Source organism: Rhizobium sp. A22-96 (assembly GCF_053521805.1).
On sequence record NZ_JBNWDQ010000001.1, the window covers coordinates 819115 to 844784 of the forward strand.

A 25670-nucleotide genomic window follows, 5' to 3' on the forward strand; every position below is an offset into this window, starting at 1 on the left:
GGTCAGCGCCTTTGAAATTCGGGGGAAAGATAGGCGATCGCAAAGCCCTGATTACGGGTCTCAGCGCGCGATACCGCCTGCAGTGTTTCATTGGAGAGAAGCGGGCCGAGACTGTCCGAGACGAAGCGCCTCGGATCGATCTGCGGCGGCACGGCATTGGCGATCATGCTGGCGACATCCATCCGCATGCTGAGGCTTTCGCTGGACGCCCACACATCGGCAGTATCGGCAAAGCCATTCGGACCGGCAGGAGCCCAAAATGGTTGGCCCATAGCAGTGAGGGTGCCGAGGATGACATTCGGCTTCGGAGTTTCACCGCTAGCCCGCAGCAGCGCCGCCATGAATTCCAGCGGCGAGCGGACCTTGACGAGAGCCGGGTTCCAGGCCTCTTCCGAGGCGAGCAAGGCCCGATAGACCGCCGAGAGATCACCGTCCGTCTTGGTGAAAGTTGCCGAAACGGTTTGCACGAGTGCCGGTGGCGGCACGTCGGCGATGAAATGCCGGACAAGCTTGGTCGCAATATGCTGGGCGGTTGCCGGATGACGGGCAAGGTCGCGCAGCGCTTCCCGCCCCTGCCCGACGCCGTTGTCGGCATAGGTCAGGCCGAGCAAAGTCTGGTCGCCTGGCTCGTGAGCCCCTGCATTGAAGACGAAGGTACCGGGCGTGCCGAGCTTTCCTTCCGCGCGTGCCACGGTCCAGCCGGTGATGATTTTCGCAAGCGTCGTCACATCGGTCTGTGTGTAACCGCCATTGACGCCGAGCGTGTGCAGCTCCAGCGTTTCGCGGGCAAGATTCTCGTTAAGGCCGCGCTTCTTGTTGGCGTTGGCTTTCGAGTTTGGACCGATCGACTGTTGATTGTCGAGGTATCCGAGCATGGCCGGATGCGTCTCGACCGCAAGCAGCATGTCGGCAAAGCGCCCGAAGACATATGGCCGGATGGCTTCGCGCTCGAAGGCACCTGCCAGAATGTGACATTCCTCGCTCTTCGATGTCGCGACGGCAAAATGATTTGCCCAGAACATGGCCAATCGTTCGCCGAAGCCGATCAGCGGTTGACGAATGGTGCCGTTGAAGCGCGCATCCGCTTCCGCCATCAAGATCTGCTGGGGAAGATAGGGCACCGAGGGTTTTTCCAGCTTCTCGACCACCTTGGTGATCGCGCCTGCCATCTCCTGAGCGGCAGGTTGTTTGGCGGCGAGCTGGGCGCGCATCGCGGCGGGGAGTTGCGGTCCCTGCTGCGGAGCCTGCCCCGGCTTGTCCGGCAGGGTGGCCGGCGCTGCGCTTTGCTGGCGGGCTTCCTTGCGTTGATCCTGGAAAGCATAGAGCGCAACAAGCAGATCAGAGGTCGACTGCAATTGCGGCCCGACCGGAACCGGGACGAAGCGCTCGGTAATTTCTTCAAGCAACGCACCGCGCGGATCCGATTGGATCGAAGCGATGCCGTTATGGTCCGCTCCTAGTCCAAACCGGGATAGAGCGAGCGCGGCATAAACATCATTCGACTGCTGAGCCATGTTCTTGCCAACTCCTGCATCAAACATGCTCCTTTAACGCAGGCGCCTTGCCGATCCGTCGGTCGGCAAGTGTGATCATTTTGTGGCAGCGGCCTTCGGCATGTTGCGGCGGATCAGGCTCCCGGCAAGCGCACGCCGTTCGTCATAGGATAGCGTTGCGGCGAAATCGACGGCACGCTGCTCTACCTTTGCCCTCAAGGCAACATCAGCATTGCGGGCCCTTGCCAGAGCCGCCGACAACGCTTCCGTATCCAGCACCGGCTGCCCAAGAAGAGACGCGGCATCGATCTTGGCCTGTTGCGCCTCAAGAATGGTTTGGCGCTCATCCCTACGCGCTTCGTTGAGGGCCGCACGCAGCGCCTTTTTCTGGGATGACGGCAGTTGCTCGCCGCCCAGGGGCATGAGGCCGGCTCCCGGCTGCGAATTGCGGATCCATGTCAATCCTCCACCGGCCAGTGCCCCGATCAGGAAGGTATTCAACACCAACAGGGATATGACCAATATTCGGAAGCTGCGGTCTGTCATTGGCTTTCCTGCGTTATGGTCACGTCGGGCCCGATATCGCCGAACATGGTGCTGGTTCCATCCGATACGACTGTTGTCTCCGATGTCAGGCTGGGTGCCAACACGGCGATCGCGACGCTACCCGCAAGAGCGCCGGCTATGCCGATGCCGACGAGGCCGACGCCGGCTGAGCCAAAGCGGAACCAGTTGCGGATCTTCGACCGGCGGGTGATCTGCGCAATTATCCGGGCGTCCAGGCCCTGATGTTTGGTTTTCACGACATAGGTATCGAGCAGCGCATCCAGATCGGCAGCGCGCGATAGCGCGCCGATCGCATCGGAATTTTCCGCATATTCGCGCGCAGCCGCGCGCTCCGTCTGCGGCCATCGGCCGATATCGCCACCATAGGCATCGGCCAATTCGGCAAACCGCTCCGCACTCATAGGACCTGCGACTTGTTCAGTCATCGCTCTGTTCCTTCAACAACAGCACCTGCAAGGAACGCCTTCCACGCGCCAGCAGGCTCTCCAACGCATCCACGCTCACGTCCATGATCGCAGCCGCTTCCGCATTCGACAGCGCCTGATAGTAAACCAGAACGATCGCCTCCCGCTGCCGGGGCGCAATCATCTGCATGGCGCGCTCCACCCGCCGCGACGGATCATCCTCATTCAGCAGCCCTGCATCCGGCGCCGGACCTTCGTATTCGATCTCGGGCGGATGTTCGGCAAGCACATCCTTGCGCCGGCGCAGCCGGTCGTAGCAAAGATTGATCGCCACGCGGTGCACCCAGGTGCTGAAGCGGGCGTTGCGCTGGCGCCAGCCGCCGGCATTTCGCCATACGCGCAGGAACGTCTCCTGGGCGACGTCCTCGGCCTCGGCGGCGTCGCCAAGCATACGGGTCGCCACCGAAAGGATCCTCGGCAATTGCCGTGTCACCATCGTACGCATCGCCGGAACGTCGCCGGCAGCGATGCGACCCAGCAAATCTCCATCCGGGTCGCCATTCTCGGGCGTGCGATCCGTTTTCATCGACAATCGCCACCGTTCCAATTTCGTGCGACATCCGCATTGCACGCCCCTTGGCCGCCGTTGACAAGAGGTCTTTGCCTATTCGTCATTTCCGGCGCATCGTACCAATCTGATCGCAGCGTCTCTTTCCTTCGACATCGAAGCATATGTTGTCGATGATTGAACGGGCCGTCTGCCGAAATCCGTCGCTCTCACATTATCGATTTGTTCATTTTTTCTGCGGCGGGCCAAACGGTTATCCGTGCCATGAGCAACGTCCGCGCGACAACCGGCCTTTTCAACACAATCCCGTGCGAGCGGGGCAACAAAAAGCCGGCACGCTTGGATGTGGAGGCCCCAACGTCTCTCGTCCAAGCTGCCGGCACATTCGCAAGGTCAGATGCGAAAGGTTTTTCGGTCAGAGTGAGAGCAGATCGCTCGTCGTCTGATCCTGTTCATTGAAGGCGTAAAGATTGTTGAAATCGGGCATCTGCGGCTGCTGCGCCTTCATAGCGGATTCGAACTGGCTCTGCGTCAGCGATCCAGAACCGGACGTATCCAGGCTCTTGAACAGGGTCGTCGCCTGATCCTGACTGACATCGGACGGACGGGCCGCCACGAATTCGGCTTCGCTTACACTGCCATCGCCGTTTGTATCCATCGAGGAAAACAGGCTGGAGAGCTGGTCATCGTTCGATTGTCCGCCATGATGTACGTGGTGACCCGACTGCATTGCGCTTGCCAGCTGCGAGTCGGTCAACGAACCAGTACCGTCCTTGTCGAAGCTTTCAAACAGCTTCTGAGCCTGGTCCTCGCTGACATTGGACGGCCGAGCGGCAACGAATTCCGCCTCGCTGATACTGCCATCGCCATTGGTATCCATGGCGCTGATTCTGTCGGTCAGCTTGCTGCTCTGCGTGGCGGTTGCCGAGGACTGCTGGGTGCTGGACGTCGAATCGACCGAATCACCACTGGAACTCGATGCAGAGCTGTCGCCGCTACCGCTGCTGCCGCCACCACTGTTCGCCTGAAGATTTAGGATGATGTTCATCAGCTGGGCAATCAGCTGCTCCGCCGCGGTGATCTGCGACTGGTCGTCCGACGAGGACGAAGAACTCGTGGTGGAAGAACTGCCGGACGAAGTGCCGGACAGTATCGAGGACGCAGAATCGTCTGACGATGACGTCGCCGAACGAGACGTCGGATACTGATAGTAATTGTTTGATAAGACCGAGGTAATGCTCGTCATGGGGCCTCCGGATACGAGCGTTGAGAGGGACTCGGATGGTTTACACATACGCGACTTGAACACATGACCGTCATGCCCGACCGCACGGATGCGGAGCCATGACTTCGATTATCGATATGAGCTGATGGAACTGCCGAACGCCGGAGACCAAATCTCTGCCGCGACCCGTCATGGTGAATGCACCACTCCGAGATGACTGGATTTACGATCGTCCGTAGCGAGCTTTCGCCCTCATGGCGCTATCGGCATCTGCACATTTTCGACTTTGCACTTCCCAACGCGTGAAAATTGCACGAGGAAACTTGCGCGTGGCTTATAGGTGCTTGACGAATACATCGCGTTGCGATTTCCTTTATCGATTTTGAGGAAACATCTAAACGCTGCTATGCTGCTGAATGTAGCCGGTATGGGGATCCCGGCTTTGACGCCGCATAGACGGAGCAAAAATATAAAAAGGGGCACAGCTTGAGAATCTGTTTCTGTGGAGAGCGGAATGAGGCGGACTAAGGAGGAGGCGGCAGAAACGAGGAGCGAGATTTTGCAATCGGCAAAAGCTCTGTTTCTCGACAAGGGCTATGAGAATGTCAGCCTCGAGGAGATAGCTGCATCCGCCGGAGTTACGCGCGGCGCGGTTCACTGGCATTTCAAGAACAAGCAGGGCCTCATGTTCGCGATACGCGATGAAGCCCAGCAGCCGTTTCAGGAATTGGCCGAGCGGATGTCGAAGGAATTGCCGCCCAATCCGCTCGATCTCGTTGCCGACGCGATTGCCGCGATATTCGAGGATGTTCAGCACGATCCGCGCAAGCGCAGCATGCTGAAGGTGATGATGCATCTCGATATGGCGTTCTGCGACGGAACCACAAGCCGCGCGAGCTCCTTCCGGCAGGACATGCACGACAACTTCGAGCGTATATTCACCTTGATGGATGCGAAGACGAAGTTGCCGGCACCCTGGACGCCGGATACGGCCGCCTCGTCGCTCACCGCCGTCATCGGTGGCCTCATCACGGAGTGGACCCTCGACAGGGGCAATTTCCAGCTCGTGCCCTGCGGGCAGATGTTCATCAAAATGGTCTTGAAGACTTGGTTCCCGTCGGCCCAGACGCGCGAAATGGCGACTTCAGCGGCTTAAGATAAAAAGCGGCTCAAAATAAAAAGGATCCGGAGGGAAAGCCGGATCCTTTCTCTTTGATCGGAGGTCAACCGATCACTGAAAGAAGCCTGACGGATTGGAACATCAGGCTTCTCTTACCCGGCACGAGGCCGGGTAATTCTTGATTAGAAGCTGCGCTCGAAGCGCATGATACCAGCCCACTGATCCTGGTTCACAGAATCGAAGTTGGTGTAGGAAACTTCCGGACGGAGCGTCAGGTTCTTAACCGGGTTCCAGGTGAGGTTCGTCGTAGCGGCGAAGATCTTGGAGTCGGTGTAAGCGAGCTGCAGGTTCCACTTCAGCTTGTCGTTGATCGGAACGCTACCGCCGCCCCAGACGGCCCAGTCGCCCCAGCCGCACTTCGAAGCATCGTTAACCGGGCAAGCCGAACGATCGAGGTTGGTGCCGGCGTACTTGTTGAGCTTGCTGCCGTCGGTGTTGTAACCGCCCATCAAGAAGGCCGAGAATACGCCGAAGTCAGCGTCTACACGAACCTTGACAGCGCCTTCTTCAACGATCGAGTCGTAACCGCCAACGACCTTGACGCCCCATGCGCCAGACTTGAAGCCGAGACCGGCGACAACGTCAGGAGCGTAATGGTTGGTCTTGTCGTCCGTCCACCAGCTCGCGCCGTAGGAAGACTTGTCCGAACCGCTGGAGTTCGAGTCTTCGAGCGAGACCATAGCCGTGAAGCCGTTGCCTGCATCGTAGTTGTAGGTCAGCTGGTTGAGTTCGTACGGGCCGTCATAGATCACGTCGTCGTTGATGACGTCGCCAGCGTAGCCGACATACAGGTTGTACTGCGAGTCGAGCTTACCAACGGTGAAGCCGCCGAGGCTGATGTTAGCAAACAGCAGCTTCGTGGAGGTCGCGCCGCCATCGTTCCAGTCCCAACGGAAAACCGTGTTGGTCTTCAGCGGGCCGTATTCGGTGTCGGTTGCGGTGTCGAGGCTCAGCTCAGCACGGGTGTGCCACAGCGTGCCAACCTTGCTGTTCGGGTTGTAAGCGTCGTACCATTCGCCTTCAGAACGGACACGTCCGCCGATCTTGAGGCAGGTCTCGGTACCCGGGATGAAGAAGTAGCCAGCACCATATGCGTCGCAGATGCGAACGTATTCCAACGGCTCCGGCTCAGCAGCAACGATAGCGTCAGCTGCATGGGCACCGGAAGCTGCAGCGAGCGCAGCAGCGGAGCCGAGAAGAAGGCTCTTGATGTTCATTATAAACTCCTGGTTGTAATATGCATTTCTTGTCTGCAGCGAGTACTGAGCTGGAATACCAACTCAGAGATCGGTTCGGCCTCAACACGAGCGGGTAGCCCGGCAAAATACGCACCTAATGTTGGCTTGAGTCCCCCCGAACCTTCATAATCGACCCCACAGCAAGGCCTTGAAATGCCTCTACCGATCCGGCCGATTACCCGACCGTAAGACAACTTATGTCCTGTATTTGACTTACAAACAGCCCGTATGTTTGTCAATTATGTGAAACCGCTTCAAGCGTTAGTCTTGATCTCTGTTGCCTAAATGCAACTGCCCTCAATAGGGCACAGGAGTTTCGCCCGCTGACGGCAGAAACGCGTCGATTCATGCCTTTAAGGAGCGAGATAGCGGCTCCGGCTGATGGCCTTGCCGTCAAAACCGGGTCTGCGCCTTCAAATTCCATGGGCCACTGACAGCCATTGGCATTGGAGCCGACGCCGGCCGACAATCTCTCTCCAGCAACATCCAGCAAACTTTCAGAAACAAAATTCAACAATTCGGTACACACAGAAATAGTGAATCTCCCTAGATTCTGGCGAATCGCACTTCCGGAAAGGAACCAACTGCGAATGACCGAGAATCGGCTGATCTTCATTGCGACTCCCTGTTTCGGCGGTCTCGTCACCAAGGATTATATGCAATCCATCTTCTCGCTCATGCAGCGAGGCGCTCAGGCAGGCATTCAGCTGACACTCGCCCTGCTCGGCAATGACGCGCTGATCACCCGCAGCCGCAACACGCTGGTGTCATCCTTCCTCAACGATACTGCGGCGACTCATCTGCTCTTCGTCGATGCGGACATCAGTTTCGAGCCCGATCAGGTCATGCGCCTGCTGGATGCCGACAAGGACGTCGTTGCCGCCATGTATCCGATCAAGGATTACGATTGGGAGACCGCCGCCCGCATCAATTCGCAGGATGGCTCGTCGCTTGCTGCAGCCGCTCTTCACTATGTCGGCACGCCCCTGGTGGGACAAAATGCGGAACGCGACGGCGATTTCGTCAGCGCCGTCTATGCCGGCACCGGCATGCTTCTCATCAAACGCGCGGTCCTGGAGCAGATGAGCGAATCCTACCCAGGGTTGCGCTACAATGCCATCCATGCCTATCCGAGCACCAAGGCTTCGCCGGGTACGCAATATGCGCTGTTCGAATGCATGATCGAGGAAGAAACCGGCCTTTATCTCAGCGAGGATTTCGCCTTCTGCCGCCGCTGGCGCGCCTTGGGTGGCAAGATCTGGCTCGATACGGCCAGCAAGCTGAACCATACCGGCCCTCATCGCTTCGTCGGCAATACCGCACCCCGCTACTGATCCGGCGCGAGATTACAACCACTCTCGGCTTTGTGCCTGCCGTGTAGCTGAAAAGCCGCTGCGCGCACTCTTGAGTTGTGGGTGGCGAAAGAGGTCGTAAGAACGACAATGGCTGCGGGGTTGACAGCAGCCGAAGAGAGAGCATAGCCTTTCGACATTCACCAGGGGGGTCCCGGCAAGGGGCTGAGATACTGCTGGACAATACGACTCTGTCGATTGTGGCGCAGTGACCCGTTGAACCTGATCCAGTTCATACTGGCGTAGGGACGGTGCAAGCGCTCGATGGCTTCGGATTCACGCGTGGAATCCATGCCGGCGTCTTTTCATCATTCCGGCTGATTGACTGGGTCTCCAACAACCACTTGGAGCCTCAAACCATGACCATTGCCGCAAAAAACCTCACCCCCACCGTTACCACCGGGCCGCTGCCGGCATCGCGGAAAATCTACATTCCGGGGGAGATCCACACCGATATCCGCGTCCCGATGCGCGAGATCAGCGTTCATCCAACCGCGGGCGAGCCGCCTGTCGTCGTCTATGATTCCTCCGGCCCCTATACGATCGAAGGCGCAGATATCCTTATCGAGCAAGGCCTCGCGCAGCTGCGGCGCGACTGGGTGCTCGCCCGCGGCGATGTCGAAGCCTATGAGGGTCGCCACATCCGCCCCGAAGACAATGGCTTCGTCAGCGCCGATCGGCTGACGCCGGAATTTCCCGCCAAACGCCAGCCATTGCGTGCCACGGGTGGCAAGGCCGTCACGCAGCTGGCCTATGCACGGGCCGGCATTATCACGCCGGAGATGGAATTCATCGCTATTCGCGAAAATCTCGGCCGCAAGGCAAAGGCCGAAGCCCTGATTCGCGACGGTGAGAGCTTCGGTGCCCATATTCCAGACCATGTGACGCCGGAATTCGTCCGCCAGGAAGTCGCTGCCGGTCGGTCGATCATCCCTGCCAACATCAACCACCCCGAGGCCGAACCGATGATCATCGGTCGGAACTTTCTGGTGAAGATCAACGCCAATATCGGCAATTCCGCCGTCACGTCGTCGATGGCGGAAGAGGTCGAGAAGATGGTCTGGGCCGCCCGCTGGGGCGCCGATACCGTCATGGACCTCTCAACCGGCCGCAACATCCACAACATCCGCGAATGGATCATCCGCAATTCGCCGCTGCCGATCGGCACCGTGCCGCTCTATCAGGCGCTGGAAAAGGTCAGCGGCATTGCCGAAGACCTGACCTGGGAGGTCTATCGCGACACGTTGATCGAACAGGCCGAACAGGGCGTCGATTATTTCACCATCCATGCCGGCGTGCGGCTGCATTACATCCCGCTAACGGTCAATCGTGTCACCGGCATCGTCTCGCGCGGCGGCTCGATCATGGCCAAGTGGTGTCTCCATCACCACCGCGAGAGCTTCCTTTACGAGCATTTCGAGGAGATCTGCGACATCTGCCGCGCCTACGACGTCTCCTTCTCGCTTGGCGACGGCCTTCGTCCCGGCTCGATCGCTGATGCCAACGACGCCGCGCAATTCGCCGAGCTGGAAACCCTCGGCGAATTGACCAAGATCGCCTGGGCCAAAGATTGCCAGGTGATGATCGAAGGCCCCGGCCATGTGCCGATGCACAAGATCAAGGAAAACATGGACAAGCAGCTGAAGGTCTGCGGCGAGGCACCCTTCTATACGCTCGGGCCGCTGACGACCGATATCGCGCCGGGTTACGATCACATCACCTCCGGCATAGGCGCTGCGATGATCGGCTGGTTCGGCACGGCGATGCTCTGCTATGTCACGCCGAAGGAACATCTCGGCCTGCCCGATCGCAATGACGTCAAGACCGGCGTTATCACCTACAAGATCGCCGCCCATGCCGCCGATCTTGCCAAGGGACATCCGGCCGCCCAGCTCCGTGACGATGCCCTGTCGCGGGCGCGATTCGAATTCCGCTGGGAAGATCAGTTCAACCTCTCGCTCGATCCCGATACGGCCCGTAGCTTCCATGACGAAACCTTGCCGAAGGAAGCGCACAAGGTCGCGCATTTCTGCTCGATGTGCGGTCCGAAATTCTGCTCGATGCGGATTTCGCACGACATTCGCGCCGAGGCCCAGAAGGAGGGCTTGGACGCGATGGCGGCAAAATATCGCGAGGGCGGGGATCTCTATATGCCCATCGAAAACCTTGCTCATCCGGCCGAGTGAGATGCGCGTCCTGATCAAAGGGGCCGGCGTTGCCGGCCTCACTCTCGCACATGAACTGAATGTCCGCGGCGCCGAAGTCACGGTCTTCGACCCGCGTCCGGAGTTCGGCAATGCCGCCTCCTGGCTCGCCGGCGGCATGCTGGCGCCATGGTGCGAACGGGAAAGCGCCGATGCGGCGGTACTCTCGCTCGGAATCGATGCCGCCGACCGGTGGGATACGATGCTGCCGGGAGAAGTCGTGCGCAACGGAACTCTCATTGTCGCGCCGACACGCGATCAGGTGGAGCTGAAACGATTCGCCGGCCGCACGAGCGGCTATCGCCGGGTCGAAGAAAGCGAAATCGCTGCCCTGGAGCCCGCTCTTGCGGGCCGCTTCAGGCATGGGTTGTTCTTTCCCGAGGAGGCCCATCTGGATCCGCGCCGGGCGTTGACCAGACTGAAAGGGGGACTTTTGGCGAAGGGTGTCGCCTTTGCCAGCGGTGATATCGACGAAAGCGGCTTCTCCGAGATCGCCGATTGCACGGGCTCCGCCCAAATCGGGCAAACCCATGATCTGCGCGGGGTGCGCGGCGAAATGCTCTATCTGCGTACGGAAGAAATCGCGCTTGCACGGCCCATCCGCCTGCTGCATCCACGCTTTCCGGTCTATATCGTGCCGCGCGGCAACGGCCTTTTCATGGTCGGTGCCACGATGATCGAAACCGAATTCGACGGGCCGATCACGGCGCGTTCGCTGATGGAACTGCTGAATGCGGCCTACGCGCTACACCCGGCCTTTGCCGACGCCGCTGTCGTCGAAACCGGCGCCGGCATCCGCCCAGCCTTCCCCGATAATCTCCCGAAAGTGACCCGGGAAGGCAACGTCACCATCCTCAACGGTTTTTACCGCCACGGCTTCCTGCTGGCGCCGGCAATGGCGGTGGAAGCTGCCGATCTCATCCTTTCCGAGCAGACGAAACAAGGGAGCTCCCTATGCGCCTGATCATCAACGGCGAAGCCCAGACGATCGCCGTTACCACGCTCACCCAGCTTCTCGTCGCACTCGACTATGAGGGCGACTGGCTGGCCACCGCCGTCAACGGCGAGCTCGTCCACCGCGAAGATCGCGACGACCATTCGCTTGATGACAATGACAGGATCGAGATCCTGACACCGATGCAGGGAGGCTGAGCCATGCTTGATCTTTATGGAAGCCAAGTCGGATCGCGGCTACTTCTTGGTACGGCTCGCTACCCCTCACCAGCCATCCTCGCCGAAGCGGTCAGGCGGTCGGGAACAGAGATCGTTACCGTCTCGCTGCGCCGTGAGACGGCGGGTGGACGCGGTGGCGGCGCGTTCTTCGACATGATCCGCGGCCTCGGCGTACGCGTTCTTCCCAACACGGCTGGCTGCCATGGTGTTTCGGAAGCGGTGCTGACGGCGAAAATGGCCCGCGAAGTGTTTCGAACCAACTGGATCAAGCTCGAGGTGATCGGCAATCACGACACGCTGCAGCCGGATGTCTTCGCGCTGGTGGAGGCGGCACGCATTCTCACCGAAGACGGCTTCGAGGTCTTTCCCTATACGACGGACGATCTTGTAGTCGCCGAACGCCTGATCGAAGCCGGTTGCAAGGTGCTGATGCCCTGGTGCGCGCCGATCGGCACGGCCGCGGGGCCGCTCAATCTCTCGGCCCTTCGCTCGATGCGCGCGCATTTTCCCGAGGTGCCGCTGATCGTGGACGCCGGTATCGGCCGCCCCTCGCATGCGACCACGGTCATGGAGCTGGGTTTCGATGCAGTGCTATTGAACACCGCCGTTGCCGGCGCGGCTGATCCCGCTGCGATGGCCGAAGCCTTCGCCAAGGCGATCGATGCCGGTAGGCAAGCATTCGGCGCGGGCATGCTGGAGCCGCGTGACATGGCGGTACCATCGACACCGGTCATCGGAAAGGCGGTTTTCGCATGAAACTCGACCCTTTCTACCTGATCGTCGATAGCGCCGCATGGATCGAAAGGCTGGTGCCGCTCGGCGTAAAACTGGTGCAGCTGCGTATCAAGGATCGCCCTCTCGCCGAGATACGCACGGACATTCAAGCTGCAAAGGCGATTTGTGCGGCACATGAGTGCCAGTTGATCATCAATGACTATTGGCAGCTTGCGATCGAAGAAGGCTGTGATTTCATTCACCTGGGACAGGAGGATCTGGCGTCGGCCGATGTCGGCGCCATCCGCAAGGCCGGTTTGAAGCTGGGGCTTTCGACACATGACGAGACCGAGCTGGCGACAGCTCTTACGGCAAGTCCCGATTATATCGCGCTCGGGCCGATCTACCCCACCATCCTCAAAGCCATGGCCTGGGCGCCGCAAGGTCTTGAGCGAATCGGCCAATGGAAGGCCGAAATAGGCAACATCCCGCTTGTCGCGATCGGCGGCCTCACGATTGCGCGTATTGCCGGCGTGTTCGAAAATGGCGCCGATATTGCCGCCGTCGTGACCGATATCACCCGCAATTCCGACCCCGAATCACGCACGCAGGAATGGATCAAGGCAACGCGTCCATGGCTTTCCAGCTGATCGATACGGCTGAAAATCATCGCCAGACGGCTGGTTTTCCGGGATTCGGCTGCGATGAACGATACATTCATAAAATATTCAGGTGAACATAATCATGCTTAGAACGTTGAATAAATGACTCGCGCATTCGCTGAGCATGAAGACTGCTTTGGAGGTAGTCATGATAAAGAAAACAGTTCTAACGGTTTTGCTGGCCGCTACGGTCGTAGGTGGCGCATTGGCGCCCGTCAGCAGCGCGCAGGCGCAGTATTACGACGGCCGGCCGCCCTATCGTGGCGACTGGCGCGGCCATGACGATTGGCGTGGCCATCGTCACCATGGCAATGGTGGCGCAATCGCCGGCGGCGTCGCCGCAGGCCTCATCGGCGGCCTGATCGTCGGTGGCGCGCTTGCCAACCGCGGTCCGGTGTATGAAGCACCACCCCCGCCGCCCAGATGCTGGTTGGAGAACCGTCAGGTTGAAAACCAGTATGACGACGGTTGGCACTACGAACGCGTCCGCGTCTGCAACTAAGCAGTCAGCCGAGTGTCGGCGACGAGCCGATGCTTGATTGGACAGTCATTTCAAATCGCCGGCGGCCAAACCGCCGGCGATTTATTTATTTGACCTCACAGATGCGAAGCGCTGCCAAACTTAAAGCCCATGCGTTCTCGGATACAGGCTGCGCTCCGGAAAGGCCCTACCCGCAAGACTTTCCGGATCAGGCCGCAAGATTTCCACCCGCAGCGGATAGCAGGGCGCCGCGTCGCTCGAATGGCCGCTTCCGCAATCGCCGCCTGGGCAGGCCGACAGCGCGCCCAGAAGATCGATCTCCGCGAAAAACTCGATGAAATCGCCTGGCCGCACCGGGCTTGCCTTCATGAAATACTGATGGGTGTCACGCGTGAACCCGGTGCACATGAAGACGTTCAGCACGTCATGAACATGCATTTCCGCTTCCTGGACGGGAATGTTCATTTCGGACGCGAGCGCCCGCGACAGGTTCGAATGGCAGCAATGATGGTAGTCGTCGCCCTTCAGCAGCCGGTTGGTATAGGGATCGCAGCGTGTGCCGATGACGTCGTGGACACCGGCTCCATCAGCGTCCCAGCCATACCAGCCGAGCGTGTCGTGGGTGATCGTCGCCATCGGCCGCAGATATGGCAGGGTACTCCACAGCCGATCGCCGAGGCCGACATGCGTGGCATGAAGAGCACGCGTCTTGCCGCTGAAAAAGCGTTCCGAAAGATCGTCGGCATTCCACAGATTGAGGTCGCCGACCTGCGATCCTTCCACGCTGATGATGCGAAAGAAATGCCCCTTCGGCACACGGAAACTGCCCGCTTCTCGCGGCGGCACGATGATCTCGCTGACCTTGGTCAAGCTTTGCCTTGCGGAATGGAGCACATCCAGATCCGCCGGAGGCAGCGTTTCATTGGGATAGACGACCACCGGCGGCTTGCCGCGCCGCTCCTCGGCATCGGGGGGAACGGGAATATCCATGGTCCTATGCATCACGATCCCTAGTCCTTTGTCAGTTCGTTTGCCGATTTCATTGTACCAATGGGGCCGCACTCTAACGAGATTGGCCTATTGCACAACGCTCATTGTTCTTGCTCTATGGCCAAGTATTACTTAGCCTTGGCCTATGCGCCAGTTTCCCCTCGCCTCCCTTCGCGCCTTTGAGGCAGCCTTCCGCCATCAGAGCTTCGTCAAGGCGGCCGCGGAACTCAATATGACGGCTACCGGTATCAGCCAGCATGTGCGGGCCATGGAAAACTGGCTCTGTGTTTCGCTATTCGTCCGCCATGCCCGCGGCGTAACGCTGACGGCGGCCGGACGCGAATTCGGGACGGCGGTGGCCAATGGGCTCGGGCATATCGAGATCGCCGCCCGGCAATTGAAGCTCGAGAGCCCGGAGCGGCCAGTGAGTGTCGCATGCATCGCTTCCGTCGCCACCCGCTGGCTAATCCCGCAATTGCCGGCATTCAGGCGAGAGCATCCAGATATCCGCATCAACATCGTCTATGCGCTCGATGCAAGAACGCCGGAAACCGCGAGCGTCGATCTGCTGATTCGGCATGGGACACAGCCCGGCACAAATGCCGTCGCTCTTTTGAGCGGCGAGACGCGACCCACCTGCTCGGCGGAATTCGCCCGACGCCACGGCCCGATCACCTCCCCCGCCGATCTGGTCGACGCCGATCTTCTGCACGATGAGACCACCGCCGCCTGGGGCCGCTGGTTCGCACTCACCGGCATCCGCCAGCCTCCAAAATCGGGGCCAATCTTTGCTGATTTCAGCTTGATGATCGGATCCGTCATGGGCGGACAGGGCATCGGCCTCTGCCCGACCGCGCTGATCGGTGACGAACTGGCCAATGGGACATTGGTCACCCTGTTCGACATGCCGCTGGACACGGAGAAATCCTATTGGCTCATCGAAGCCGCCAGGCTTTCCAGTGAGGCGGCGATATTCCGCGACTGGCTTATGACGGCAAGCTCAGCATCCCGAAACGCTCGGGAAAGCTGAGGCTTTTGCTCAGCCGAAGCGAGCCACGAGGAAATCGATCGCGCTGCGCAGCATCGCTGTGGGACGGCGATCCGACGCATAGACCAGATGCATCGGCGTCGGCTTGTAGGACCATTGCGGCAGCACCGGCTCCAGCCGCCCGGCATCAAGATCAGCGGCCAATAGCAGCTCAGGCTGGAGCACGATGCCGGCTCCGTGGAGCGCAGCAACCCGCAAGGCCCCGCCCTGGTTCGTTGTAAACCTGCCCCTTATGGCGATTTCGCGTGTTTCCCCTTCCGGGCCGACAAGATGCCAGCGTCCCTGCAGACGCCAATAGGAGTGGCCAAGGCATACGTGTTTCGTGAGGTCCTCGGGCGTTTCGGGCCTGCCATGGCGGGCAAGATAGTCAGGCGAAGCAGCAAGCATGCGCCGATACGGTTTCAAAGGCCGAGCCACCAGATTTGTATCCGTCAGCTCGCCAATATGGATGCCGAGTTCATAGCCCTCGCCAATCAGATCATGCGGATTGTTGTCGAGCGCCAGATCGACGCTGACATCGAGATTCTCGTGCAGATAATCGACAAGAGCCGGGACCAGGCTCTGGGTTCCGAAGCTGACGGGTGCGACGAGCCGAAGCTTGCCGCGCGGCGCCGATTGCAATTCCGACGCGGACGCCTCGGCCAGATCGACCTCTGTCAGTACGGTCTTGCAGCGCTCATAATAGAGCTTGCCCACCTCGGTCAGCTGATGGCGGCGGGTGGTGCGATGAAGCAATCGCGCGCCGAGGCGCTGTTCGATCGTCCGGATATGTTTGGCAACCATGGTGGCCGATACCTGGCTGATCTCCGCCGCGGCGGCAAAGCTGCCTTCCTCGACGACCCTGACAAACATCGCCATGCCAGCCAACTTGTCCATGATTGCATACCCAATGGTTCGGAATTAAGCAAATGGTAGCCTATTTATCCACCTACGGTTTTGCAAGATAGTCGGAACTGCCTAACATCAGGCTATATTCTCTCAAGGAGTCGTCATGCCCATCTTGCGCTTGGAAATGCATCCCGGACGTACACAGGACCAGAAGCGTGCCTTCATTCGTGAAGCCACCAAGGTCGTCGTCGAAACGCTGGTGTGCCCGCCGGAATCGGTGGAAATCATCATTACCGAGATTTCGAAGGATTCCTGGGCGACGGCGGGCAAACTGAAATCGGATAGCTGAGACGTTCCGATCGAACAAATCGAGCCTGACGGTGGCAGATCGGCCGTCAGGCCGGGCTTGTCGTCAAGCTTTGACGGCCCCAGGCCTCGGCCCAATCCATCAGACGGGTCAATTCCTGCTTGAGGGCGTGGGAGCGGATAATATCGGGGGCGTGATCACTATTGGTGCGCGGATTGTAAAATGCGCCGATCTCCTCGCCGCTTTCCCGCCTCGCCGCCTCAAGCCGGGTCTTTAGATCTTCCACTTCGGCCTTCACCGCAAAGTACCGCTTCATGACCTCAATAAGGTCGCGGTCGCTTGCATTCATTTCCATACATACTCCACCTTACTAAACTTAGCCCTCGGCACTGATCCGATTCGAATGGCGAAATCTAGATCGTTGTTGAGCCGGCAAGGTGGATTGCGATGAGTGTGCGGGAGCACAAAGGTGGTCGCCATCGGAATTGCGATGCGATTTTACGACCAGTTTTCCTTGACCGACTGCATCACTACATTGGTCGACGTGCTTGCCACGAAAGGCAGGCTGGAGATTTTTTCGCCCAGGACGATGCGGTAGCGCCGGATATCCGACGTGCGAACTTTCAGCAGATAATCGAAGCGCCCCGCGATCATATGGCACTCCTCAATTTCCTTGATTTTCTTGATGGCATTGTTGAAGCTGAGCAAGGCCTCCTCGCGGGTATCAGTCAGCTTCACTTCGGCGAAGGCGACATGATCGAGGCCGAGCTTGACCGGATTGAGCACAGCCTTGAAGCCATCGATATAGCCGGAATCGATCAATTTCTTCAGCCGCGCCTGGCACGGCGTCTTTGAAAGACCGACACGCTCGGAGAGCTCCGTGATCGACATGCGGCCGTCTTCGACCAGTGCATCGAGGATCTTTTGATCGAACTGGTCAATTTCACTGGATTTGATCATTTCTGTAGGCATTCCTATTTGAAATGGACGTTATTGAAGTCCAATATGACTGAAAAGCCGCAGTTTCAAGGCGGAACGCCTTTCGGGAATGAAGTATGTTCCGCAGCGAAGCAACGGGAGGGCCGCAGGGAGCGAAATCGCTCGCGCCTATGTGGTTACAGGGACCCTTGCACCTTGAGGTTATCATGACTGCTACTGTCGCACTCGCTACCGAAGAACCGTCCCCGGACGCTGCCCCGTTTTCACATTTCGCCCCTCCCATCCGTGAGCAAAGCCCACTTCGAAAGGCGATTACTGCGGCCTATCGGCGTCCGGAGACCGAATGCCTCCCCATGCTGGTCAAGGCGGCTACTTTGCCGGCACCCGTTCGTGAAGCTGCGAAGAATACGGCCAGGACGCTGATCGAGGCGCTTCGCGCCAAGCACAAGGGCACCGGCGTCGAAGGTCTGGTGCACGAATATTCGCTGTCGAGCCAGGAAGGCGTGGCGCTGATGTGCCTTGCCGAGGCACTGCTGCGCATTCCCGACACGGCAACGCGCGACGCGCTGATCCGCGACAAGATCGCCGGCGGCGACTGGAAGTCGCATCTGGGCGGTGGCCGCTCGATGTTCGTCAATGCCGCAACATGGGGACTGGTGGTTACCGGCAAGCTGACATCAACGGTCAGCGAAAGCGGGCTGTCGGCCTCGCTGACGCGGCTGATCGCGCGTGCTGGCGAGCCGGTGATCCGGCGCGGCGTCGACATGGCGATGCGGATGATGGGCGAGCAATTCGTCACGGGCGAGACGATCGACGAGGCACTGAAGCGTGCCCGCGCGCTCGAGGCCCAAGGCTTTCGCTATTCCTACGATATGCTCGGCGAGGCAGCGACGACACACGCCGATGCAGAACGCTACTATCGCGACTATGAAAACGCGATCCATGCTATCGGCAAGGCCTCGGCCGGCCGCGGCATCTATGAAGGCCCTGGCATCTCCATCAAGCTCTCCGCCCTGCATCCTCGCTATTCGCGCTCGCAGGTCGATCGGGTCATGGGCGAACTGCTGCCGAAGGTGAAAGCGCTCGCCCTTCTCTCCAAGAGTTACAATATCGGCCTGAATATCGACGCCGAGGAAGCTGACCGGCTGGAGCTGTCGCTCGACCTGCTGGAAGCACTTTGCCTCGATCCGGATCTCGACGGCTGGGATGGCATCGGCTTCGTCGTGCAGGCCTATGGCAAGCGTTGCCCCTTCGTCCTCGATTTCATCATCGATCTCGCCCGCCGCTCAGGCCACCGGCTGATGGTACGCCTCGTCAAGGGCGCCTATTGGGACGCCGAGATCAAACGCGCCCAGGTGGACGGCCTCGAAGGCTTCCCGGTCTACACCCGCAAGATCTATACCGATGTCTCCTATATCGCCTGCGCCAAGAAGCTGCTTTCGGCAACCGATGTGGTCTTCCCGCAGTTCGCCACCCACAATGCGCAGTCGCTGGCAACGATCTACCAGATGGCCGGAAGCGATTTTGCCGTTGGGAAATATGAATTCCAATGCCTGCACGGCATGGGCGAACCGCTTTACGAGGAAGTGGTCGGCGCCGAAAACCTGGATCGTCCCTGCCGGATCTATGCGCCCGTCGGTACGCACGAAACGCTGCTCGCCTATCTTGTGCGCCGCCTGCTCGAAAACGGCGCCAACTCTTCCTTCGTCAACAAGATCGCCGATCCGGCCGTTCCCGTCTCCGAACTGATCGCAGATCCTGTCGAGATCGTTAGTGCGATGCCCGTCATGGGCGCACAGCACGACAAGATCGTCCTTCCCGCCGATCTGTTCGAGGGCGCTCGGAAGAATTCAGCCGGCATAGATTTGTCGAATGAAGCGGCGCTCTCCGGGCTCTCCGCCGAACTGCACGCCTCCGCCGCCAGGAATTGGGTCGCAAAGCCGCTGCTCGCCGATGGCTCCGAGCGCGGCGAGGCGCGCCCGATCCTCAATCCCGCCGACCATTCCGACGTTGTCGGTGACGTCACCGAGCTTGGCTTGGATGACGCCGCCGACGTGATGCGCCTTGCGGCCGGCGCTGCTGGATCATGGGCGTCCGTCAGCCCGGATGCGCGCGCAGCGATCCTGGAGCGCGCCGCCGAACTGATGCAAAGCGAGATGCCCCTGCTTGTCGGCCTGACGATCCGCGAAGCGGGCAAGTCTGCAGCAAATGCCGTCGGCGAGGTCCGAGAGGCCATTGATTTCCTGCGCTATTACGCTGCGCAGGCGCGCAAAGTATTGAAGCCCGACAGCGTTCCGCTCGGTCCGGTCGTCTGCATCAGCCCGTGGAACTTCCCGCTGGCGATCTTCACCGGCCAGGTTGCCGCAGCACTGGTTGCCGGCAATCCGGTTGTCGCCAAGCCGGCTGGCAACACGCCGCTGATCGCCGCCCAGGGCATTCGTATCCTGCATGAAGCGGGCATTCCGCTCGACGTTCTCCAATTCGCGCCGGGTAGCGGCCGCATGGGGGCAGCCCTCGTCGGTGCGCCTGAAACCGCCGGCGTCATGTTCACCGGTTCGACGGAAGTCGCCCGCCTCATTCAGGCGCAGCTTGCCGAACGGCTCTCAAAATTCGGCAAGCCGATCCCGCTGATCGCCGAGACCGGCGGCCAGAACGGCATGATCGTCGACTCCTCGGCGCTCGCCGAACAGGTCGTCGCCGACGTCATCGCTTCTGCCTTCGATAGCGCCGGACAGCGCTGCTCGGCACTGCGCGTGCTGTGCCTGCAGGACGAAGTCGCCGATCGTACGCTGACCATGCTGCGCGGTGCGCTTCGCGAGCTCTCTGTCGGCCGTACCGACCGGCTTGCCATCGACATTGGGCCCGTCATCGACGACAACGCCAAGCGCGGCATCGATGAGCACATCGAGCGCATGCGTAAGCTTGGCTGCGCCGTCGAACAGCTCGACCTTCCGACAAGCGCCGCCAAGGGCACCTTCGTCGCCCCGACAATCATCGAGCTGAAGAAGCTCAGCGATCTGAAGCGGGAGGTGTTTGGGCCCGTCCTCCACATCATCCGCTATAAGCGCAAGGGGCTGGACAGGCTGATTGATGATGTCAACGCGTCCGGCTACGGCTTGACCTTCGGCCTGCACACCCGGCTGGATGACACGATCGCCCATGTCACCAGCCGCGTGAAAGCAGGCAATCTTTACGTCAACCGCAACATCATCGGCGCTGTCGTCGGTGTTCAGCCCTTCGGCGGCCGCGGCCTCTCCGGCACCGGCCCGAAGGCAGGCGGCCCGATGTATCTGCGTCGTCTGACCGCCTCATCGACTGAGCCGCTGCGCGACGAAACCGTACAAGTCGATCCGGCCGCTCAGGAGCTTCTTGCCTGGCTCGACAGCAAGGGAGCACCGACTGCAAAGCAGGCTCGCGCCGTTGCCGGCCAATCGTCGCTGAGCTTCAATGCCGAACTGCCCGGCCCGGTCGGTGAGTTGAACCTCTATGCGCTGCATCCGCGCGGCAGGGTCCTGCTCGTTCCAAAGACGGCGCTTGGCCTGCATGTCCAGGTCGCGGCCGCACTTGCGACGGGCAATTCGATCGTCATCGACGCTGCTTCGAGTCTGCAGGACGAACTCCAGAATCTGCCAGCGGTGGTTACGGCCCGCATCTCGTGGTCGAAGGATTGGGCTGCGGATGGCCCATTCGCCGGCGCTCTCATCGAAGGAGATGCCGCGCGTGTCCAGCAGGCCATCAAGACGATATCAGCTCTTCCTGGCCCGCTGCTGCTCACGCAAGCCGCCTCGAGCGAGGAAATCGCCGGGACCGCCGATGCTTACTGCCTGAACTGGCTGCTGGAAGAAGTGACGACATCGATCAACACGGCAGCCGCCGGCGGCAATGCCAGCCTGATGACGATCGGCTAACGCCGCGATATCGAATGAACTCGGCGGCCGGGATAGTCATGTCCCGGCCGCTTTTTTTGTGACTGCATCTGTCGGATCCATTCACGCTGCCTCAAACCTGATCCTTTGGCAGCCATGTGCTCATCCCTCCCGAACGTAATTTGATTGGCCGCTTAAAAAATTTTGAGAAAAGCTTTTCTCTTATTGACTCTGACGTTGAGAAAAGCTTTTCTCAAGAAAATCGAGTGGGAGAAGACATCTGGAAAATCAGCGTGCGAAAAGCGGACGCGCAACGATTCACGACGTTGCGGCGGCTGCAGGTGTGAGCATTTCGACAGCATCGAAAGCCCTCAACAATACCGGCCGCATGGGTGACGACACTCGCGAGCGGGTCAAGCGGGCCGCTGCCGAGATCGGCTTCCGGCCGAATGCTCTCGCCAAGGGGCTGCTCAGCAATCGCACCTTCACGATCGGTCTTCTGACCAACGACACATATGGCCGCTTCACGCTGCCGGTCATGGCCGGCATCACCGAAGCGCTCGTCGATCATGGGGTTTCGGTATTCCTCTGCACCATCGAGGATGATCCGGTGCTCGGAAAGGTTCACGTGGACGCGCTGCTGGACAAGCATGTTGACGGCATCATCGCCTCGGGCAAGCGGATCGACCGCCGCCTGCCGGTGGATCTGTCGAACCTGCCCGTACCCGTGGTCTACGCCTTCACAGAGGGTGCGCCTGATAGCGTCACCTTCTGCGCCGACGACTTTCAGGGAGCGGTGCTTGCCGTCGAATGGCTCCAGGGCCTCGGCCGACGCCGGATAGCCCATGTGACGGGGCCGGACAGCTTCGTCTCGGTGCGCGAGCGCGCCAAGGCCTATCGCGGCCTTGTCGGCGACGCGCTGCCGGTGATGTATGGCACCTGGTCCGAGGCCTGGGGTCACGAAGCAGTGGCTCAGCTATGGAATGCGGCCAGCGCAAAACCAGACGCGATCTTCTGCGGCAACGACCAGATCGCGCGGGCGGTCGTCGATGCGCTGCGCGAGCGCGGCGTGCGGGTGCCGGAGGATGTCTCGGTGGTTGGTTTCGACAATTGGGAGATCGTCGCCGCGCAAACAAGGCCGCCGCTGACGACGGTCGACATGAATCTCAAGGCGCTCGGAAGAGAGGCCGGACTGACGGTTCTGGCGCTCGCGGAAGGACGCAGCGTCGAACCGGGGATCAGGACATTGCCCTGCGAACTCGTCGTGCGGCAGTCGTGCGGGGGAGACCCCGAGCTTTAATCAAGAAAGGGCAATGGGAGTTGCCCCATGGGAGGAGAACATGATGAAGCGATTTCTGGCCGCAACCGGCCTCATATCCCTATGCTTGGCACCTGCCGCATCTGCTGAAAACATCTCCATGTGGGTGCGCAGCGGCATCGGCGATTCCTTCAAGAAGGTCGTCGAGGCCTATAATGCCGGCCATGACGACAAGGTCACGCTGACGGAAGTGCCTTTCGGCGAACTCGTGCAAAAATACGCGACAGCCATCGCAGGCGGTCAGGCGCCGGATGCGCTATCGATGGATCTCATCTATACGCCGGCCTTTGCCGCCGCCGGCCAGCTTGCAGATCTGACCGACTGGGCGAAAAGCCTGCCCTACTTCAACTCGCTCTCGCCATCGCATGTGAAGCTCGGCACCTATGACGGCCATATCTATGGCCTGCCACTCTCGGTCGAGACCTCCGTCTTTGCCTGGAACAAGGATCTCTACAAGAAGGCCGGCCTCGACCCGGAAAAGGCGCCGGCCACCTGGGAAGAGATCGAGCAGAATGCCGAAAAGATTCGCGCCCTCGGCGGCGACACCTACGGCTTCTATTTCTCCGGCGGTGGCTGTGGCGGCTGCATGATCTTCACCTTCACCCCGCTCGTCTGGGGCGCAGGGGCAGACATTCTTTCGGCCGACGGCAAGACAGCGACGCTCGACACGCCACAAATGCGCAAGGCAATCGGTATCTATCGCGACATGGTGAAAAAGGATCTGGTACCGGCAGGGGCGGCAAGCGATACCGGCGCCAATTTCCTGAGCATCAGCAATGGCAAGATCGGCCAGCAGAGCATCGGCGCCTTCTCGATCGGCACGCTGATCACGCAATATCCCGATATCCACTTCGGGGTGACTCTGATCCCCGGCGCTGACGGCAAGCCGTCGTCCTTTGCCGGCGGCGACAATTTCGTCATCTCCAAGGGCACCAAGAAGCTCGATGCAGTGAAGAAATTCCTCGAATACACCTATTCGCTCGAGGGGCAGAAGATCATGGCGAAATATGGCAGCCTGCCGACGCGCGGCGATATCGCTCAGCAGGTGCTTGAGGGCCTCGATCCGCGCATGCAGGTTGGCCTGAAAGCCATATCGATCGCCAAGACGCCCTATACGCTGCAGTTCAACGATCTGATCAACAGCGCCAACGGCCCCTGGGCAGGCTTTACCAATGCCGCGATCTTCGGAAGCGATGTCGACGGCGCCTTTGCCAATGCCCAATCGGAAATGCAGTCGATCATCGACACCGCCCAACAGCAATAAGCGCACGATTGCCGGGAGGCTTCACGCTTCCCGGTCCTTCCATCGCAACATCGGGAGCATTCCATGGCGGGTCCTGGAGCTATCGCAACCGCGCGGCTTCGCAAACGGCGAAGACGTGCCGGCTGGCACGGATTTCTCTACATCGCGCCGGCCATGGCGCTGGTCATCGTCTTCTTCATCCTGCCCGTTGTCTTCACCGTCTGGATGAGCCTGCATAACTGGCCGCTGCTCGGCAATCCGCGCTGGATCGGCTTCGGCAACTATATCCGCATGTTCTCCGACATACGCTTCATGGCGGCGCTACGCTTTACCGCCTATTACACGGTCGTCGTCACCATCGTGATTTTCGCCGTCGCCTTTCCGCTGGCACTCTATGTGGAGAAGCAGCGGCCATTCGTCGGCTTCTATCGGACGATCATCTTCCTTCCCGTCGTCGTCGGGCTTGCCACGGCCTCACTGCTCTGGGTCTGGCTCGCCAATGTCGATAGCGGCTTCTTCGCCCCGGTGGCGCTGGCGCTCGGTCTGGTCGACAAGAGGCCGAACCTACTTGCCGATTTCGACATGGCGTTTGCGACGATCGTCGTCATGGTGGTCTGGAAGATCGCCGGCTTCACCATGATCATCCTGCTGACCGGCCTGCAGGCGATCCCATCGGAACTCACCGAAGCCGCCCGCATCGATGGCGCGAGGCGCTGGCAGCGCTTCCGGCACCTGACCTTGCCGCTAATGCGCCGCACCATCGCGCTGGCGCTGATCATCTCCATCACCGGCTCGGTGCTCGCCTTCGACCAGTTCTACATCATGACATCAGGCGGCCCGCAGAACCGGATGATCTCCGTGGTTTACTACATCTTCAACCAGTCCTTCGTGTCCTTCAATCTCGGCTATGGCGCCGCACTGTCGATCGCGCTGCTCGTTATCCTCGTGCTGATCAGCATCGTCCAGCTCTGGCTGCTGCGCGGCGGGGAGGACCGGCCATGACTCTTGCGAGAGAACGCCGCGCAAGGCGCAAGCTCTGGGGCGGTATCGGCTATCACGGCATCGGCGTCATCATCGTCATTTTCTTCTTCGCGCCCTTTGCGATCGCGCTCCTTTCCTCATTCAGGCACGGTAGCGAAGCCAGCCTTCCGCCGTTGCCGCCCTGGCCCACGACCGGCTTCAGCTTCGATGCCTATCGCTCACTGAACGGATTCGGCGCCGGCGTTCTGCAACACACGCTGAATTCGCTGTTCGTCTCAGTCGGCACGGTAGTACTGACCGTCCTCGTCAGCCTGCTCGCCGGCTACGGCTTCTCGCGCTACCAATTCCCCTTCAAGGGCGCCCTCTTCATTCTCGTCATCGCAACGCTGATGATCCCCTTCCAGTCGATCCTGACGCCGCTTTTCATCATTCTGGCGAAGCTCGGCCTCAACAATTCGCTGATCGGCCTGACGCTGGTCTATGTGACGCTGCAATTGCCCTTCTCGGTCTTCATGATGCGCAACGCCTTCGACGCGGTGCCGAAGGAAATCGAGGAAGCTGCACGCATCGACGGCGCGCGCGATCTGAAACTCCTCTTCCGCGTGCTGTTTCCGCTGGTGCTTCCGGGCGTGGCGACAGTTGCGATCTTCGCCTTCCTGAATGCCTGGAACGAATTCCTGGCGGCGCTGATCCTTCTCTCCAGCAATGAGAAATTCACCCTGCCGGTGCTGATGATCGCTGTCAGGACCGGACGCCTCGGCGCCGTCAACTGGGGAGCGGTCCAGGCCGGCATCGCCGTCATGACCATCCCCTGCGTTATCGTCTTCCTGCTTTTGCAACGCTACTACATGCGCGGGCTGATGGCCGGCGCGGTGAAATGACCCCTTCA

25 protein-coding genes and 1 riboswitch are annotated in these 25670 nt (G+C 60.0%); of the genes, 15 read left to right on the top strand and 10 right to left on the bottom strand.

What is annotated here, in order from left to right:
* Nucleotides 1-2: 2 nt before the first annotated feature.
* The 5 genes from ACQZ6F_RS03700 to ACQZ6F_RS03720 form a co-directional block, all read right to left on the bottom strand.
* Nucleotides 3-1514, bottom strand: a complete 1512-nt coding sequence (locus ACQZ6F_RS03700) for a DUF1800 domain-containing protein (RefSeq protein WP_449092701.1) — start codon at nucleotides 1512-1514, stop codon at nucleotides 3-5.
* 75 nt (nucleotides 1515-1589) lie between these two features.
* Nucleotides 1590-2039, bottom strand: a complete 450-nt coding sequence (locus ACQZ6F_RS03705) for a periplasmic heavy metal sensor (RefSeq protein ID WP_077467818.1) — start codon at nucleotides 2037-2039, stop codon at nucleotides 1590-1592.
* Complete coding sequence (locus ACQZ6F_RS03710) at nucleotides 2036-2485, bottom strand: hypothetical protein (protein WP_077467817.1); 450 nt, start codon at nucleotides 2483-2485, stop codon at nucleotides 2036-2038. The genes ACQZ6F_RS03705 and ACQZ6F_RS03710 overlap by 4 nt, the downstream gene beginning before the upstream one ends.
* Nucleotides 2478-3050 (bottom strand): RNA polymerase sigma factor, encoded by a 573-nt coding sequence (locus ACQZ6F_RS03715; protein WP_449092702.1) that lies wholly within the window; start codon nucleotides 3048-3050, stop codon nucleotides 2478-2480. The genes ACQZ6F_RS03710 and ACQZ6F_RS03715 overlap by 8 nt, the downstream gene beginning before the upstream one ends.
* Before the next feature lie 397 nt (nucleotides 3051-3447).
* The gene (locus tag ACQZ6F_RS03720) at nucleotides 3448-4278 is read right to left on the bottom strand and encodes an EF-hand domain-containing protein (RefSeq protein ID WP_449092703.1); all 831 of its coding nucleotides are present in this window, start codon (nucleotides 4276-4278) and stop codon (nucleotides 3448-3450) included.
* A 493-nt stretch (nucleotides 4279-4771) separates the two neighbouring features.
* Here ACQZ6F_RS03720 and ACQZ6F_RS03725 point away from each other — a divergent pair, with 493 nt between their 5' ends.
* Nucleotides 4772-5413 carry a TetR family transcriptional regulator gene (locus ACQZ6F_RS03725; protein WP_449092704.1) on the top strand — a complete coding sequence of 214 codons (642 nt, stop codon included), beginning with the start codon at nucleotides 4772-4774 and terminating at the stop codon, nucleotides 5411-5413.
* Nucleotides 5414-5559: 146 nt separating this feature from the next.
* Here the strand turns inward: ACQZ6F_RS03725 and ACQZ6F_RS03730 are convergent, their stop codons facing one another.
* The gene (locus ACQZ6F_RS03730; RefSeq protein ID WP_077467813.1) at nucleotides 5560-6654 is read right to left on the bottom strand and encodes a porin; all 1095 of its coding nucleotides are present in this window, start codon (nucleotides 6652-6654) and stop codon (nucleotides 5560-5562) included.
* Nucleotides 6655-7265: 611 nt separating this feature from the next.
* On the opposite strand from ACQZ6F_RS03730, the gene ACQZ6F_RS03735 reads away from it, so the two are divergent.
* The 7 genes from ACQZ6F_RS03735 to ACQZ6F_RS03765 all read left to right on the top strand — a co-directional run bounded on the left by ACQZ6F_RS03735 (nucleotide 7266) and on the right by ACQZ6F_RS03765 (nucleotide 13282).
* The gene (locus ACQZ6F_RS03735; protein ID WP_068393713.1) at nucleotides 7266-8009 is read left to right on the top strand and encodes a hypothetical protein; all 744 of its coding nucleotides are present in this window, start codon (nucleotides 7266-7268) and stop codon (nucleotides 8007-8009) included.
* Nucleotides 8010-8162: 153 nt separating this feature from the next.
* A riboswitch (TPP riboswitch) is annotated at nucleotides 8163-8294 on the top strand.
* Between the two features lie 92 nt (nucleotides 8295-8386).
* The gene (gene thiC / locus ACQZ6F_RS03740; protein ID WP_449092705.1) at nucleotides 8387-10213 is read left to right on the top strand and encodes a phosphomethylpyrimidine synthase ThiC; all 1827 of its coding nucleotides are present in this window, start codon (nucleotides 8387-8389) and stop codon (nucleotides 10211-10213) included.
* 1 nt (nucleotide 10214) lies between these two features.
* The gene (thiO, locus tag ACQZ6F_RS03745) at nucleotides 10215-11195 is read left to right on the top strand and encodes a glycine oxidase ThiO (protein ID WP_449092706.1); all 981 of its coding nucleotides are present in this window, start codon (nucleotides 10215-10217) and stop codon (nucleotides 11193-11195) included.
* Nucleotides 11186-11383 carry a sulfur carrier protein ThiS gene (thiS, locus tag ACQZ6F_RS03750; RefSeq protein WP_077467812.1) on the top strand — a complete coding sequence of 66 codons (198 nt, stop codon included), beginning with the start codon at nucleotides 11186-11188 and terminating at the stop codon, nucleotides 11381-11383. The genes thiO and thiS overlap by 10 nt, the downstream gene beginning before the upstream one ends.
* A 3-nt stretch (nucleotides 11384-11386) precedes the next feature.
* The gene (locus tag ACQZ6F_RS03755; RefSeq protein ID WP_449092707.1) at nucleotides 11387-12160 is read left to right on the top strand and encodes a thiazole synthase; all 774 of its coding nucleotides are present in this window, start codon (nucleotides 11387-11389) and stop codon (nucleotides 12158-12160) included.
* A complete protein-coding gene (locus ACQZ6F_RS03760; RefSeq protein WP_449092708.1) occupies nucleotides 12157-12768 on the top strand; it encodes a thiamine phosphate synthase in 612 nt (203 codons plus the stop codon). The genes ACQZ6F_RS03755 and ACQZ6F_RS03760 overlap by 4 nt, the downstream gene beginning before the upstream one ends.
* A 160-nt stretch (nucleotides 12769-12928) precedes the next feature.
* Nucleotides 12929-13282 (top strand): hypothetical protein, encoded by a 354-nt coding sequence (locus ACQZ6F_RS03765; protein WP_083196870.1) that lies wholly within the window; start codon nucleotides 12929-12931, stop codon nucleotides 13280-13282.
* Between the two features lie 120 nt (nucleotides 13283-13402).
* Here the strand turns inward: ACQZ6F_RS03765 and ACQZ6F_RS03770 are convergent, their stop codons facing one another.
* Complete coding sequence (locus tag ACQZ6F_RS03770) at nucleotides 13403-14263, bottom strand: urea carboxylase-associated family protein (protein WP_449093130.1); 861 nt, start codon at nucleotides 14261-14263, stop codon at nucleotides 13403-13405.
* Between the two features lie 133 nt (nucleotides 14264-14396).
* On the opposite strand from ACQZ6F_RS03770, the gene ACQZ6F_RS03775 reads away from it, so the two are divergent.
* Nucleotides 14397-15281 (top strand): LysR substrate-binding domain-containing protein, encoded by an 885-nt coding sequence (locus tag ACQZ6F_RS03775; RefSeq protein WP_449092709.1) that lies wholly within the window; start codon nucleotides 14397-14399, stop codon nucleotides 15279-15281.
* Between the two features lie 9 nt (nucleotides 15282-15290).
* Here the strand turns inward: ACQZ6F_RS03775 and ACQZ6F_RS03780 are convergent, their stop codons facing one another.
* Nucleotides 15291-16175: a LysR substrate-binding domain-containing protein gene (locus ACQZ6F_RS03780; RefSeq protein WP_449092710.1), complete on the bottom strand. Its 885-nt coding sequence runs from the start codon at nucleotides 16173-16175 to the stop codon at nucleotides 15291-15293.
* Nucleotides 16176-16290: 115 nt separating this feature from the next.
* Here ACQZ6F_RS03780 and ACQZ6F_RS03785 point away from each other — a divergent pair, with 115 nt between their 5' ends.
* Entirely contained in the window at nucleotides 16291-16476 is a 186-nt protein-coding gene (locus ACQZ6F_RS03785; RefSeq protein ID WP_449092711.1) for a 4-oxalocrotonate tautomerase, read from the top strand.
* A gap of 46 nt (nucleotides 16477-16522) precedes the next feature.
* Here ACQZ6F_RS03785 and ACQZ6F_RS03790 read toward each other — a convergent pair whose 3' ends face one another.
* Both ACQZ6F_RS03790 and ACQZ6F_RS03795 read right to left on the bottom strand, forming a co-directional pair.
* Entirely contained in the window at nucleotides 16523-16789 is a 267-nt protein-coding gene (locus ACQZ6F_RS03790; RefSeq protein WP_449092712.1) for a hypothetical protein, read from the bottom strand.
* 143 nt (nucleotides 16790-16932) lie between these two features.
* Complete coding sequence (locus tag ACQZ6F_RS03795; protein ID WP_077467804.1) at nucleotides 16933-17394, bottom strand: Lrp/AsnC family transcriptional regulator; 462 nt, start codon at nucleotides 17392-17394, stop codon at nucleotides 16933-16935.
* 185 nt (nucleotides 17395-17579) lie between these two features.
* On the opposite strand from ACQZ6F_RS03795, the gene putA reads away from it, so the two are divergent.
* The 5 genes from putA (at nucleotide 17580) to ACQZ6F_RS03820 (ending at nucleotide 25662) form a co-directional block, all read left to right on the top strand.
* Complete coding sequence (putA, locus tag ACQZ6F_RS03800) at nucleotides 17580-21281, top strand: trifunctional transcriptional regulator/proline dehydrogenase/L-glutamate gamma-semialdehyde dehydrogenase (protein ID WP_449092713.1); 3702 nt, start codon at nucleotides 17580-17582, stop codon at nucleotides 21279-21281.
* Between the two features lie 301 nt (nucleotides 21282-21582).
* Nucleotides 21583-22539: a LacI family DNA-binding transcriptional regulator gene (locus ACQZ6F_RS03805; protein ID WP_449092714.1), complete on the top strand. Its 957-nt coding sequence runs from the start codon at nucleotides 21583-21585 to the stop codon at nucleotides 22537-22539.
* A gap of 40 nt (nucleotides 22540-22579) precedes the next feature.
* Nucleotides 22580-23821, top strand: coding sequence for an ABC transporter substrate-binding protein (locus ACQZ6F_RS03810; RefSeq protein WP_449092715.1), 1242 nt, complete (start codon nucleotides 22580-22582; stop codon nucleotides 23819-23821).
* 63 nt (nucleotides 23822-23884) lie between these two features.
* Nucleotides 23885-24802 (top strand): carbohydrate ABC transporter permease, encoded by a 918-nt coding sequence (locus ACQZ6F_RS03815; RefSeq protein ID WP_449092716.1) that lies wholly within the window; start codon nucleotides 23885-23887, stop codon nucleotides 24800-24802.
* Nucleotides 24799-25662: a carbohydrate ABC transporter permease gene (locus ACQZ6F_RS03820; protein ID WP_449092717.1), complete on the top strand. Its 864-nt coding sequence runs from the start codon at nucleotides 24799-24801 to the stop codon at nucleotides 25660-25662. The genes ACQZ6F_RS03815 and ACQZ6F_RS03820 overlap by 4 nt, the downstream gene beginning before the upstream one ends.
* Nucleotides 25663-25670: the final 8 nt, after the last annotated feature.

Coding starts and splice junctions, on each gene's coding strand:
- ACQZ6F_RS03700 (WP_449092701.1), bottom strand. CDS start 1,514: ATGGCTCAGCAGTCGAATGATGTTTATGCCGCGCTCGCTCTATCCCGG.
- ACQZ6F_RS03705 (WP_077467818.1), bottom strand. CDS start 2,039: ATGACAGACCGCAGCTTCCGAATATTGGTCATATCCCTGTTGGTGTTG.
- ACQZ6F_RS03710 (WP_077467817.1), bottom strand. CDS start 2,485: ATGACTGAACAAGTCGCAGGTCCTATGAGTGCGGAGCGGTTTGCCGAA.
- ACQZ6F_RS03715 (WP_449092702.1), bottom strand. CDS start 3,050: ATGAAAACGGATCGCACGCCCGAGAATGGCGACCCGGATGGAGATTTG.
- ACQZ6F_RS03720 (WP_449092703.1), bottom strand. CDS start 4,278: ATGACGAGCATTACCTCGGTCTTATCAAACAATTACTATCAGTATCCG.
- ACQZ6F_RS03725 (WP_449092704.1), top strand. CDS start 4,772: ATGAGGCGGACTAAGGAGGAGGCGGCAGAAACGAGGAGCGAGATTTTG.
- ACQZ6F_RS03730 (WP_077467813.1), bottom strand. CDS start 6,654: ATGAACATCAAGAGCCTTCTTCTCGGCTCCGCTGCTGCGCTCGCTGCA.
- ACQZ6F_RS03735 (WP_068393713.1), top strand. CDS start 7,266: ATGACCGAGAATCGGCTGATCTTCATTGCGACTCCCTGTTTCGGCGGT.
- thiC (WP_449092705.1), top strand. CDS start 8,387: ATGACCATTGCCGCAAAAAACCTCACCCCCACCGTTACCACCGGGCCG.
- thiO (WP_449092706.1), top strand. CDS start 10,215: ATGCGCGTCCTGATCAAAGGGGCCGGCGTTGCCGGCCTCACTCTCGCA.
- thiS (WP_077467812.1), top strand. CDS start 11,186: ATGCGCCTGATCATCAACGGCGAAGCCCAGACGATCGCCGTTACCACG.
- ACQZ6F_RS03755 (WP_449092707.1), top strand. CDS start 11,387: ATGCTTGATCTTTATGGAAGCCAAGTCGGATCGCGGCTACTTCTTGGT.
- ACQZ6F_RS03760 (WP_449092708.1), top strand. CDS start 12,157: ATGAAACTCGACCCTTTCTACCTGATCGTCGATAGCGCCGCATGGATC.
- ACQZ6F_RS03765 (WP_083196870.1), top strand. CDS start 12,929: ATGATAAAGAAAACAGTTCTAACGGTTTTGCTGGCCGCTACGGTCGTA.
- ACQZ6F_RS03770 (WP_449093130.1), bottom strand. CDS start 14,263: ATGCATAGGACCATGGATATTCCCGTTCCCCCCGATGCCGAGGAGCGG.
- ACQZ6F_RS03775 (WP_449092709.1), top strand. CDS start 14,397: ATGCGCCAGTTTCCCCTCGCCTCCCTTCGCGCCTTTGAGGCAGCCTTC.
- ACQZ6F_RS03780 (WP_449092710.1), bottom strand. CDS start 16,175: ATGGACAAGTTGGCTGGCATGGCGATGTTTGTCAGGGTCGTCGAGGAA.
- ACQZ6F_RS03785 (WP_449092711.1), top strand. CDS start 16,291: ATGCCCATCTTGCGCTTGGAAATGCATCCCGGACGTACACAGGACCAG.
- ACQZ6F_RS03790 (WP_449092712.1), bottom strand. CDS start 16,789: ATGGAAATGAATGCAAGCGACCGCGACCTTATTGAGGTCATGAAGCGG.
- ACQZ6F_RS03795 (WP_077467804.1), bottom strand. CDS start 17,394: ATGATCAAATCCAGTGAAATTGACCAGTTCGATCAAAAGATCCTCGAT.
- putA (WP_449092713.1), top strand. CDS start 17,580: ATGACTGCTACTGTCGCACTCGCTACCGAAGAACCGTCCCCGGACGCT.
- ACQZ6F_RS03810 (WP_449092715.1), top strand. CDS start 22,580: ATGATGAAGCGATTTCTGGCCGCAACCGGCCTCATATCCCTATGCTTG.
- ACQZ6F_RS03815 (WP_449092716.1), top strand. CDS start 23,885: ATGGCGGGTCCTGGAGCTATCGCAACCGCGCGGCTTCGCAAACGGCGA.
- ACQZ6F_RS03820 (WP_449092717.1), top strand. CDS start 24,799: ATGACTCTTGCGAGAGAACGCCGCGCAAGGCGCAAGCTCTGGGGCGGT.